The sequence below is a fragment of the Bacteroides sp. 2_2_4 genome (assembly GCF_000157055.1).
In the GTDB taxonomy this organism is placed as follows: domain Bacteria; phylum Bacteroidota; class Bacteroidia; order Bacteroidales; family Bacteroidaceae; genus Bacteroides; species Bacteroides ovatus.
Genome location: NZ_EQ973364.1, coordinates 82,393 through 95,504, shown reverse-complemented (window position 1 = coordinate 95,504; position 13,112 = coordinate 82,393). Strand labels below are relative to the sequence as shown.

Here is a 13,112-nt window from a genome sequence, read left to right as displayed (position 1 = left end):
GTTAGAATTTAAGATTTATACCTACATTAAATGACATGATTTGCGGATAGCTGGCAAACGAATACTGACTTTCAAGCTGTTCCGGATCAAAGAATTTCTGTGAGGAGAAGGTCAGGCAGTTATAAAGATTCGCATAAATCCTCAACTGTTTGATATTAGCTTTCTGGGTAATTCGTTGTGGCAAAGTATATCCCAACTCCACGTTTTTCAGACGAATGTAACTTCCATTCCACATCCAAAAATTAGAACTTAGACGATTGATCGTTACTGATGTAAAATCTCGGACTGCCGGAAAATACCCGGGTATCCATTCAGAATTCGGATCAGTATAATCGGCACGATGCCAACGATCGCCAAAATATTCCCAAGTGTTCAAGTTAGTAGCTCCTTCCTGGAAAGCATCCATATCGAAAGCACCGATCTGGAAGTCCGACAATGCCCCTCCCTGCCAGAACATGGAGAAATCAACTCCCTTCCAGGAAAGTCCCAGATTAATACCATATACCAACTCCGGATAAGCATTTCTTCCGATAGGACGTTGATCATAATTGTCAATATAGCCATCGCCATTCCAGTCTTCATACTTTAAGTCACCCGGCAATATGGCACTGTTATTATTCGAATTATTATGCATGGGTGCATTGGCTATTTCTCCATACGACTGATAACGTCCAATACAGTTATATCCCCAACGTACGTTATTCCAATGTCCTTCAGTGTTCCATTTCCATTCGTCATAACCGCTTGTAAATCTTCCGTGCTCAATGTTCCCTTTCCGGGTTCTGGACCACGACATGTTTCCTCCGACAAAATAGTTGACTTCTCCTATTTTATATTGATGATTCAATGAGAACTCAAAACCGCGGGTGTTGTCATGGTCTAAGTTATACCAAGTAGCCAATGCTCCTGCATTATCATTGGCCTTTTGTGCCGGAAGTCCCTTACGCTGACGATAGAACACATCTGCCGATCCGCTAAGCAAGCCATTCCACAACTTAAAATCAACACCCGCATTTATCATTGACGAGGTAGCCCATGTAAAATCAGGATTAGGATTCAAGGTGGGATTTAATCCATAAATGGTGCGGTCACCAAAATTCATCGGAGTACCCGGATATTGATAGCCGCTTTGAAAATAGTATTGCTCATTATTAGCATAATATTGACTGGCAGCCGACAAGTCACCCAATTCTCCCCAGGAGGCACGAATTTTAAACTCATTCAAGACTTTCTTCAACGGGTTCATAAACTCTTCGTTTGTCAGCATCCATCCTACAGAGGCAGAGGGAAAGAAACCCCACTTATCGGCAAAATACTGGGCACCATCATATCGGAAGTTGAAATCGACAAAATACTTGGAACGGTAATCATAAGAGAAACGACCGATGAAAGAAGCCGTCCTGTATTTACGGAAAACTTCACTATTTGTCACTTGTTTATTGGCAATTCCACCCGCCATCATATCCAACACAGTAGAAGGAAATTCTCCACGAGACGTAACAGTAGAACGGTTTTCCGCATCCGAAAATTCAAAGACCAGTCCGCTGTTTATATTATGATTCCCGAACGAACGGATATAATTGATAAAACCTTGTCCGGTTATATTATAGGAAAAACCATCTTCCAAACTCAAACTTGCTTTATTGGCATTAGAGGCGGAAGCACTCTCATAATATTCCTGCGCATCCTCCCGATAGCCCATATAAACGATATTCATATTCCAGTTCTTATTCCACGAATCAGATTGCGTATATCCCATCGTAGCCTTCAAAGAAAGCCCCTCTACAAAGGGAACCTTATACTCTAAAGAAAAATCCACATTCAGATTCTTGGCTATTTTCTTGGAATATCCGGATGCCTCTTTATCCGCCAATGCCATCGGATTCACCGTACCTTCCCCACCAAAGGCATAATAGTCGTCATGCCCCGGCCACTTCACCGGAATATTTGGCGCCATATCTTTCATTTTGCGGGCTATCTCATACGAAGCGGATCTCGGATAATTCAGACTGTTAATGACAGCTCCCACTCCGACAGATAACTTCAAGTTTTTCAGTATATCCGCATCCAAATTACTACGGAAATTGAAACGATTCTTATCAGTAGAATTTGTTGACCAAATACCTCCCTGATATAAATAGCCGGCTGAAATAAAATAACTGACTTTATCTGTGCCTCCCGAAATATTGATATTGGACTGGGTGATGGGAGCGTTCTTTATCATTTCCTCATACCAATTGGTATTATAAGCATAGTCACGTGTAGCCATATCAGCGGGAGTAATTACCGCGTTCTTATCATTAATCAATTTCATATTAGCATAATATTCACCAACTAATGTCTGCCACAGCGGGGTTGATGCAGGCTGTGGATAGTTATGAGGCATTTGCAATCCGAAGCGCGTATTGATATCCAATGTCGTCGGTTTGTTTTTTCCTCCTCTTTTAGTCGTTACAAGAATAACTCCATTTGCTCCCTGCATCCCATAAACAGCGGCAGCCGATGCATCTTTCAATACGGAAACGGACTCAATTTCGGAAGGATCGATATCACTGTAATTTCTTCCCGGAATACCATCTACTACCACCAAAGCAGAACCAAAACCGCGAATTTTCAAATCGGCACCATCTGAACCCGGTTCAGCACTAGTCTGACGGGAAAAGACTCCGGACACACGCCCTGTCAACGCATTCTCCAGATTGGGGACTGTGGACTTGACTAATTCCTGATTGTTTATAGTCGAGACGGAACTGATTAATTTCTCACGTGTACGGGTCGTATATCCTACCACAACCACTTCATCAATTGTTTTTGTATCTTCAACCAACACTACTTCTGACAGCTTATTCATTTCTTTTGCCGAATAAGTCACAGGAGCGAAACCTATATAGGAGAAAATAATCTTCGAATCATCCGAAGGCACATGAATGGAATAAGCTCCATTAAGATCACTGACGGTCCCGATATTAGTACCTTGCACTACAATACTAACTCCGGGCAACGGTTCACGAGACTGGTCGAATACCACTCCTTTTACAATAGAGCTTTGACCTTCTTTCTTCGTTTTTTCCTGCAATACTTTCTTTTTAATAGTTATCTGTTTTTTATTAATGCTATAGGCAAGCTCCATGTTAGCAAAAACTTTATCCAGAATTTGCTCTACTGTCATGTTTTTGAAACGTGCAGGAACCTTCACATCCTTATCTATCAATACGTCATAGTAGAAAAAGACATAATCACTCTTTTCTTCTATCTTCTTAAAAAGTTCCATTAGTCCCAACTCTTTATAGTCCAAAGTAATTGTTTTCTTCTGGGCATACAATTCAGTAGGAAAAGCGGATAGCAGAAACACACCCAATGCTAGAAAAAAGCATATAAAGGGCCTTCTCACACTTAGGCAAGTGTGATTCTTTTTTTGATGTTTTTCATTCATCTGTTTAAGAATTAAAATTATACTTCAATATTTTAAGGCTATTCTATTACGAATAAAACTGGCTGGTATCCTTTCCCTCTCAAAAGGATAAATTAGAGTATGGTTTTTCACATATTAATCATAGGCTATTTTTTCTTTATTGTTACTTTATAAACATTGTTTTCCTTACTTATTACCACAGGAGCCGTTTCTGTGATAGTATTCAATATCTGTTCGATCGTATCGTCCAAATTCAGTTTTCCGCTACAAGTGATTTGTTGTTGTTTATCATAATCAATTCTTACGTTATAGTATCTGGACAGTTGTTTGAGTATTCCGCCAAGCTCTGTGTTTTTAAACGATAATCGTCCCTCCTTCCACGACACATAATCCTCCACATTCACTTTATCTACCACATATTTATCAGTGGATTGCCTGAACCGGTCATTGGGTAAAATACGTACAGATTCTCCATTAGATGCTGTTACCTCCACTTTACCTGTAACCAGCACAACACTTTTCTCTACATCTTCCCGATAAGCCGAAACATTGAAAGAAGTCCCCAACACTTTTACTCCCATATCCGACGTCTTAATAATAAAAGGTTTCTCCGGATTAGGAGTCACGTCAATATATATTTCTCCATCTACATATATTTCACGCTTCTTATCCTCAAAATGTGTTGGATATAGAAGCACCGTTCCTGCATTCGCCCATATTTTCGTACCATCGCAAAGAGTGACACGGGCACGTTTGCCATACGAAACAACTAATTTATTAAATTCCCCTTCACCAGCATCTGTCGCCATTTGATCGTAAGCCAAATCCGGATTACCTTCAAAAGTTTCTTTCAACTGATCGTCAACAAAAAGCTGCGTTTTACCACTCATAAACACAGAGTCATTCACTTGCAACAAAGCTAGATAATCAATTGCCGGAGCACTTTTCCAAATAACCTCTACCGAAACAAACAGGATAAGAATAGCTGCCGCAACTGAAGCGCTCCACCATCTCATCTTATACAATCGATATTTACGTTGAGACATTTTCCGATTTTGAATGGCTTGTTCCAGTTTCAAACAAGCATTATCCACTTCTTTTGGGGGTAAAACCGGCTTTTCCCACTTTAACGCCGCCAGTCTCTCCATCGCTTCTTTTAAATACGGCTCACGATCGGGACAATCGGCAATGATTTTTCGATAATAATCTCCTTCTCCGGAATAATACCAGAAAAGAAATAAATCATCGTTCAAAAAATCAGCTGTAGTATATGATGAATATTCTTTCATTATTTATTTCAATTAAAGACCTGTTTACTATATATACGAGATTCGTATGCCTTTCATCTCCTTTTTTCCTCAAAAAAATAAATAAAAAAGCAGAGAGGTATAGGTTTACGCTCCCCGCCTTCCGTATACAATACTCTTTTTCAATTATTTAAAGACAGAAACGCCATGCAGGTATAAGATAAGAAAAAACAGAAAATAATCTTTTGAATCCAGTTTTCTTAATTTCTCCATCGCTTTAAAGACTTGTCCGCGCACCGTTTGAATTTTCATATCCAGCATTACCGCAATCTCTTCATAAGGCATTTCCTCTATAAAATGTAAATAGACTATTTCCCGCTGATGATCTGTCAGCAAATCAAGAATTCTATTCACCCTTTTTTTCAGTAATAAGTCTTCTTCATCAGAAATAAAGCTTTCTTCAACGGATACGGATAATTTAAAACTCCTTTCCTCTTCTTCTATAGAAGATGTATCTTTCTTTGTACGCTCCCAATCAATCAGCTGATTCCTAACCGAACGCAACAAATAAAATTTTATTTTCTTCTCATCAATACACAGGCGCTCATTGAAATACAATTTTAGATATACTTCTTGAATTGCATCTTTCACATCTTCGGTATTGAACCCCAAACTCACTCCATAAGCATACAAATCTTGATAGTAGAATTTGTAAAGTGCAATAAATTGCATATCCCCTTCCTGAACAGATTGATGATTTGATTCCCAGAACTTCATTTTGATATTTTCGATATTTTCAGCAGTTCATTAAACTTTCAATTAACAGATTGGCACAAAGATAATAAGCTTTCGGACTTTATTCGTTCATTATTTAAAAAACTTGCCAGGTTCCCTGCCACTTTAATTGGTATCTTCTTTTTCCATACAAAAATGAATCAAGCATACGGTTGAAAGGTATTGCCAAAAATTCTCCATCAAGATACTATCGTTATTTCTTTCTCTGCCTAATATTATTAATCTCATTGCTTATTATTACTTCGTTCTACTATAGTTACTCTTGCGTTCCACTATAGTTATCCGTAAGGGACACTATAGTTATTCTTGCGGAACACTATAGTGGAACGAAGTAACAGTAACTAACGAAGTAACTCCGAATAGGCAAGCAATTATAAAAAAATAGCTGAATGAATCATTTGCCATAATAGTACATTCTTACGCAGCTACATTCTGTATATAACCATGCAAAAAGCAGCTTCTTCCACTCAAACTTTTTATCATACCTATATATTATCGGGAACTTCGACCTTTAACTAAAATTATTACGGAAAAATTTCTTTAATTAGGATTATCGTTGTAATTTTGTCGCGCTAAAAGATAAAGCAAATTATCAACTTTTTAAATATATAGTATTATGTCAAAAGTAACCGTAGTAGGCGCAGGTAACGTAGGTGCTACATGTGCAAATGTACTTGCTTTTAATGAAGTAGCAGACGAAGTAGTAATGCTGGACGTTAAAGAAGGCGTTTCAGAAGGTAAAGCAATGGATATGATGCAGACAGCTCAATTGTTGGGTTTCGACACTACATTGGTAGGCTGCACTAACGACTATGCTCAAACTGCTAACTCTGACGTTGTTGTGATTACTTCAGGTATTCCTCGTAAACCGGGTATGACTCGTGAAGAACTGATCGGTGTGAACGCTGGTATCGTTAAATCGGTAGCAGAAAACCTATTGAAATATTCTCCTAACGCTATCATCGTTGTTATCTCCAACCCAATGGATACAATGACTTATTTGGCATTGAAAGCTCTGGGCTTACCGAAAAACCGTGTTATCGGTATGGGTGGTGCTCTGGATAGCTCTCGTTTCAAATATTTCTTGTCTCAAGCTATCGGTTGCAACGCTAACGAAGTAGAAGGTATGGTTATCGGTGGTCACGGTGATACTACGATGATTCCTTTGACTCGTTTCGCTACTTACAAAGGTATGCCTGTAGCTAATTTCATCTCTGCAGAGAAATTGGAAGAAGTTGCTGCTGCTACTATGGTAGGTGGTGCTACGCTGACTAAATTGCTAGGTACTTCTGCATGGTATGCACCGGGTGCAGCAGGAGCATTCGTAGTTGAATCTATCCTTCACGACCAAAAGAAGATGGTTCCTTGTTCTGTATTATTGGAAGGTGAATACGGCGAATCAGATCTTTGCATCGGTGTTCCTGTAATCCTTGGCAAGAATGGTATCGAAAAGATCGTTGAACTGAACCTGAACGAAGACGAAAAAGCTAAGTTCGCAGCTAGCGCAAAAGCTGTTCACGGAACTAACGCTGCTTTGAAAGAAGTAGGTGCTCTGTAATTAAAATCCCCTTACTTTATATATCAAGAAAGGCTGTTCCTCGCCATGAGGAATAGCCTTCTTTCTTTTCAACAGAATCCTACCCCACTATATTTTAAAAAAAGCTAATTCATTTTGCACTTTCAAGTAAAGCTCATACATTTGCATCGTTGTTTATGCAATTATTGTTTAAGTAAACAAGTTCAAAAAAACAGACTACTTCAATAAACAAATTACATAAGAACCGGGTTATTAAATATAGAAGTATCACCTTATTAATATGCAAGATGCGATGAAAAAAGTATTTCTTCTGACAATTCTGCTAAGTCTCACTTTCATAGGAAAAGCGCAGAACTTTCTAAGTCTGGATAGTTGCCGCGCATTAGCTCTTGCCAACAACAAAGATTTGTTGATAAGCAATGAGAAGATAAATGCTGCTCATTATCAACGGAAAGCTGCATTTACGAATTATCTTCCCAATTTCTCGGCAACCGGAGCTTACATGAGAAACCAGAAAGAGTTTTCATTATTAAACAACGACCAGAAAGCTGCGCTTTCAGGACTAGGAACTAATCTGGCAGGCCCTATCCAACAGGCTGCAACCGAGATTGCAACAGCACATCCTGAATTAAAACCACTTATTGCTTCCTTAAGCGGAAAACTAGGAGCGGCTCTGCCTGCTCTCGACCAAGCGGGAAACTCTTTAGTGGATGCGCTCCGCACAGACACCAGGAATGTCTATGCAGGTGCTCTTACATTGACACAGCCTTTATATATGGGTGGAAAAATCCGGGCGTACAACAAAATAACAAAGTATGCCGAAGAGTTGGCTCAAGAACAACACCACGGTGGCATGCAGGAAGTAATCATGAGTACAGACCAGGCTTATTGGCAAGTTATTTCGCTGGTTAATAAGAAGAAGTTGGCGGAAGGTTATTTAAAGCTCTTGCAACAGCTGGACGGTGATGTGGAAAAAATGATTAATGAAGGAGTAGCCACCAAAGCGGATGGCTTGTCTGTACGCGTCAAGGTGAATGAAGCAGAAATGACACTCACCAAAGTGGAAGATGGATTGAGCCTTGCCCGAATGTTGCTGTGCCAACTATGCGGTATTGATCTTAGCTCCCCCATCACGCTAGCAGATGAAAATATGGAAGATATTCCATTACTGACAACAGACCCTCATTTCGATTTATCTACCGCTTATGAGAATCGTCCGGAAATACGTAGTCTCGAATTAGCGACACAGATTTATAAACAGAAAGTAAACGTAACCCGTGCCGAACATCTTCCTTCTATCGCATTGATGGGGAATTATATGGTAACCAACCCTTCTGTCTTCAACAGCTTTGAAAACAAATTCAAAGGCATGTGGAATGTGGGAGTGATGGTACAGATACCTATATGGCACTGGGGAGAAGGTATTTATAAAACGAGAGCGGCAAAAGCCGAAGCCCGCATTGCACAATACCAGCTTCAGGACGCACGCGAAAAAATAGAGTTGCAAGTCAATCAAGCCGCTTTCAAGGTAAAAGAAGCAGGTAAGAAACTGGTTATGTCTTCCAAAAACATGGAAAAAGCGGAAGAGAATCTGCGCTATGCAACGCTTGGTTTTAAAGAGGGAGTGATTGCCACAAGTAATGTTCTTGAAGCACAAACGGCATGGCTGTCCGCTCATTCAGAAAAGATTGACGCACAAATAGATGTGAAGTTAACAGAAATCTATCTGAAGAAATCTCTGGGAACACTGAAATAAATAAAAAGCAGAAAAATAAAGTAAAGAACCCAATCAGAAACAACCCAATCCCTAACCAACTCACAATCCATAAAACATAAATCATAATTCATAAATCATATGGCACCTATAAAATCACAAAACAGCAATATGCTGCTTGCATTCCTTACTCTACTTGGAGTTATTGCAATCGTTGCAGTCGTTGGCTTCTTCATGCTTCGCAAAGGTCCTGAAATTATACAGGGACAGGCTGAAGTTACCGAGTATCGCGTTTCGAGCAAAGTTCCGGGACGTATATTGGAATTTCGCGTGAAAGAAGGACAAAGTGTCAATGCCGGAGATACGCTGGCTATTTTGGAAGCTCCTGACGTAGTGGCAAAAATGGAACAGGCACGTGCTGCCGAAGCTGCCGCACAGGCACAAAACGCAAAAGCAATCAAAGGCGCGCGTGAGGAACAAATCCAGGCAGCATACGAAATGTGGCAAAAAGCCCAAGCAGGCGTCACCATTGCCGAAAAATCATATCAACGTGTAAAGAACCTCTATGAGCAGGGAGTAATGCCTGCACAGAAATTGGATGAAGTCACTGCGCAACGGGATGCAAGCATTGCTACAGAGAAAGCAGCCAAAGCGCAATATACTATGGCAAAGAACGGAGCGGAACGTGAAGACAAGATGGCCGCGGAAGCTTTGGTAAACCGGGCAAAAGGTGCTGTTGCCGAAGTAGAATCGTACATAAAGGAGACTTATCTCATAGCTCCGGCTGCCGGAGAAGTTTCAGAGATTTTCCCGAAGGTAGGCGAATTGGTAGGTACTGGTGCTCCCATCATGAATATCGCTGAACTCAACGATATGTGGGTAACATTCAATGTACGCGAAGATTTGCTCAAGAACCTGACGATGGGGTCGGAGTTCGAAGCTATCATTCCTGCTCTGGATAATAAAAAGATCCAGCTCAAAGTATATTATCTGAAAGACTTAGGCACTTATGCTGCCTGGAAAGCAACCAAAACGACCGGACAATTTGATCTGAAAACATTCGAGGTGAAAGCTTCTCCGGTAGAGAAAGTGGAAAATCTCCGTCCGGGTATGTCTGTTATCATTGACAAGTAACCATGAAAGAGAGAGAAAAGAAATATATAGCTTTGTGGCAGGTTATGCAAAGAGAGTGCCGGCGATTGGTATCACGCCCGCTCTATCTCTTCTGTATGGTCATTGCCCCGCTGTTTTGTTATATATTCTTCACCACTTTAATGGATTCGGGGCTTCCCAAGGATCTTCCTGCGGGAGTGGTGGACATGGATGATTCGTCTACTTCCCGTAATATTGTCCGCAATCTGGATGCTTTTTCGCAGACAGGGGTTGTAGCTCATTACAGCAATGTAACAGATGCGCGTATTGCCATGCAGGAGGGAAAAATCTACGGGTTCTTCTATCTCCCCAAGGGTTTATCGGCAGAGGCACAAAGCCAACGGCAGCCAACGATCTCTTTCTATACCAATTACTCATACCTGATTGCAGGCTCTCTATTGTTCAGGGATATGAAAATGATGGGAGAACTCACCTCCGGAGCTGCAGCCCGGACGATGCTGTATGCCAAAGGTGCGACAGAGGATCAGGCTATGGCTTATCTGCAACCGATCGTAATTGATACACACCCACTAAATAATCCGTGGCTGAACTATTCAGTATACTTATGTAATACACTGATACCGGGAGTACTCATGCTATTAATATTTATGGTTACCGTTTATTCAATCGGTGTGGAAATCAAGGATCGCACTGCCCGCGAATGGCTACGAATGAGTAACAACTCCATTTACATTGCATTGGCAGGAAAACTGCTTCCCCACACAATAGTCTTTTTCATTATGGGTATATTTTATAATGTATACCTGTATGGATTTCTGCATTTTCCTTGCAATAGCGGCATATTCCCGATGATATTCGCCACACTGTGTCTCGTACTAGCATCTCAATGTTGTGGTATTGTTATGATAGGAACTCTGCCGACTCTACGACTCGGATTAAGTTTTGCTTCCCTGTGGGGAGTCATATCGTTCTCCATTTCCGGTTTTTCATTCCCGGTCATGGCTATGCATCCTGTTCTACAGGCTTTGAGTAATCTATTCCCGTTGCGGCATTATTTCCTGATTTACGTCGATCAAGCACTCAACGGATATAGTATGGCTTACTCATGGACCAACTATATGGCACTATTAATATTTATGATGCTCCCCTTCTTTGTGGTTCATCGCCTGAAGGAAGCATTGGTTTACTATAAATATATACCCTAAATGAAAGATATAAAATTAAAAGACAAGATAGCCCAAGGCATCAATGACCTGTTTTATATCTGGAAGCGGGAGTTTCAGACAACTTTCCGCGACCAGGGGGTGCTGATATTTTTCATACTCGTCCCATTAGGTTATCCGTTGTTGTATAGTTTCATTTATGACAACGAAGTAGTGCGTGAAGTTCCTGCCGTTGTTGTAGACGATTCACATTCATCTCTTAGTCGTGAATATCTCCGTAAGGTAGATGCCACACCCGATATTCAAATCGTCTCTTACTGTGCTGATATGGAAGAAGCCAAACAAATGCTAAAGAACCGGCGTGCGTATGGTATCATTTATATCCCTTCGGATTTCAGCGACAATATTGCCAAAGGAAAACAGACACAAGTCAGTATCTATTGCGACATGAGCGGATTGTTATACTATAAATCGATGCTTCTTGCCAACACTGCCGTTTCTCTGGATATGAACAGGGATATCAAAATTGCACGTAGCGGAAACACGACCGACCGTCAGGATGAAATCACTGCTTATCCGATAGAATATGAAGAAATCTCCATCTTCAACCCCACTGCCGGGTTCGCCGCTTTCCTGATTCCTGCTGTATTGGTATTGATTATCCAACAGACATTATTGCTCGGCATCGGTCTCGCTGCAGGAACTGCTCGTGAGAACAACAGATTTAAGGATCTTGTACCTATTAATCGTCACTATAACGGGACGTTACGAATTGTATTAGGAAAAGGATTGAGTTATTTCCTAGTTTATATATTGGTAGCTTTCTACGTACTTTATGTCGTTCCAAGATTGTTTAGCCTCAACCAAATTGGGCAACCCAGTTCATTAATATTATTCGTTGTCCCCTATCTTGCGGCTTGTATCTTCTTTGCGATGACAGCTTCTATTGCCATTCGCAATCGGGAAACGTGTATGCTGATTTTTGTATTCACATCAGTCCCCCTGTTATTTATTTCAGGAATTTCCTGGCCGGGAGCAGCTATTCCTCCGTTTTGGAAGTATGTATCCTACATCTTCCCCTCAACGTTTGGAATTAACGGCTTTGTAAAAATCAACAATATGGGAGCCACTCTTAGTGAAGTAGCTTTTGAATATAAGGCTTTGTGGTTGCAAGCCGGCATTTATTTCCTGACCACCTGTTGGGTATACCGCTGGCAAATACTGATGAGTCGCAAACATGCAATAGAGAGATACAAAGAATTAAAAGAGAAAGCAAACTTATCCAAGCAGATAAGTGATTAATGAGTAAGAATTACAAGAGAGAGAATTAACGGTGTATCCTTTCAATGGGATATGCCGTTTTTTTCAAATAAGAACATGAAAATCCCCCGTTCCAAGAGAGTATAGAACGAGGGATTTTAGAGATATTATAAAGAGAGTATAATAAGTTTAGAACTTGTAACCTACACCGATAGAGAAGTTCATGTTCTTCGGTGCACCGTCACCATCAGCCAATTTAGCCAAACCAAATTCTCCTGATAAGTCAATAAAGAATTTATTAATTTCATAAGCAACGCCTACACCGAGACCTGCATCAAATCTTTTTGCTCCAAATTGATCATCACCGTCACCAAAGAAATCAATTTTTTCATCACCAATTTTACACTTACCAGCAATACCAAATGCAAAATAAGGACCAGCTTTCACTACAATATTCTGGTTATCAGCAATTGCAAATCTTGCAGCAGCCAATACCGGAATCTCCAAATACATTGGATTCATTTTCACTTCATCCTGTTTAGCACCTTTTTGAGTGAACATCAACGAAGGTTGAATAGACCACATATCAGAGAACTGATATTCCATGCCAACGCCTACATTGAATCCAATCCTCATGTCAGTATCCATATCCCCAGTAAAGTTACTCATGTTCATACCAACTTTGGCATTCCAAGAAATCTGAGAATAAGAAACGATAGAAACAAGTGCAAATAGCACAAAAATCAAACCTTTTTTCATATCATTCATTTTTTAGTTTGCCTTCCTCTTCCCTTTGGTTGGCATTGTTAGTTAATAGTTCTGTTTGAAGTGTGGGGAATTATTCGCAACCGATTAAAGTATTGAAACACAC

9 protein-coding genes are annotated in these 13,112 nt (G+C 40.3%); 5 read left to right on the top strand and 4 right to left on the bottom strand.

Features of this window, described 5'->3' with window-relative positions; all coding sequences use genetic code 11:
* Position 1 precedes the first annotated feature (1 nt).
* The 3 genes from BSCG_RS07830 to BSCG_RS07840 all read right to left on the bottom strand — a co-directional run bounded on the left by BSCG_RS07830 (position 2) and on the right by BSCG_RS07840 (position 5,436).
* Positions 2-3,271, bottom strand: coding sequence for a TonB-dependent receptor (locus tag BSCG_RS07830; protein ID WP_224440821.1), 3,270 nt, complete (start codon positions 3,269-3,271; stop codon positions 2-4).
* Positions 3,272-3,558: 287 nt separating this feature from the next.
* The gene (locus BSCG_RS07835) at positions 3,559-4,701 is read right to left on the bottom strand and encodes a FecR family protein (protein ID WP_008776705.1); all 1,143 of its coding nucleotides are present in this window, start codon (positions 4,699-4,701) and stop codon (positions 3,559-3,561) included.
* A gap of 144 nt (positions 4,702-4,845) precedes the next feature.
* Positions 4,846-5,436 (bottom strand): RNA polymerase sigma factor, encoded by a 591-nt coding sequence (locus BSCG_RS07840; RefSeq protein WP_004297236.1) that lies wholly within the window; start codon positions 5,434-5,436, stop codon positions 4,846-4,848.
* Between the two features lie 634 nt (positions 5,437-6,070).
* Between BSCG_RS07840 and mdh the strand changes: the two genes are divergently transcribed.
* From mdh to BSCG_RS07865, 5 genes are all read left to right on the top strand, one after another.
* Positions 6,071-7,012, top strand: a complete 942-nt coding sequence (gene mdh, locus BSCG_RS07845; RefSeq protein ID WP_004297234.1) for a malate dehydrogenase — start codon at positions 6,071-6,073, stop codon at positions 7,010-7,012.
* A gap of 271 nt (positions 7,013-7,283) precedes the next feature.
* Positions 7,284-8,747: a TolC family protein gene (locus BSCG_RS07850; protein WP_008776704.1), complete on the top strand. Its 1,464-nt coding sequence runs from the start codon at positions 7,284-7,286 to the stop codon at positions 8,745-8,747.
* Between the two features lie 99 nt (positions 8,748-8,846).
* On the top strand, positions 8,847-9,839 hold the full coding sequence (locus tag BSCG_RS07855; RefSeq protein ID WP_008776703.1) for an HlyD family secretion protein: 993 nt from the start codon (positions 8,847-8,849) through the stop codon (positions 9,837-9,839).
* A 2-nt stretch (positions 9,840-9,841) separates the two neighbouring features.
* Positions 9,842-11,023: an ABC transporter permease gene (locus tag BSCG_RS07860; protein WP_004297230.1), complete on the top strand. Its 1,182-nt coding sequence runs from the start codon at positions 9,842-9,844 to the stop codon at positions 11,021-11,023.
* Positions 11,024-12,283, top strand: coding sequence for an ABC transporter permease (locus BSCG_RS07865; protein ID WP_004297229.1), 1,260 nt, complete (start codon positions 11,024-11,026; stop codon positions 12,281-12,283).
* A 147-nt stretch (positions 12,284-12,430) separates the two neighbouring features.
* Here the strand turns inward: BSCG_RS07865 and BSCG_RS07870 are convergent, their stop codons facing one another.
* Positions 12,431-13,000, bottom strand: coding sequence for a porin family protein (locus BSCG_RS07870; protein ID WP_004314733.1), 570 nt, complete (start codon positions 12,998-13,000; stop codon positions 12,431-12,433).
* Between the last annotated feature and the right edge of the window lie 112 nt (positions 13,001-13,112).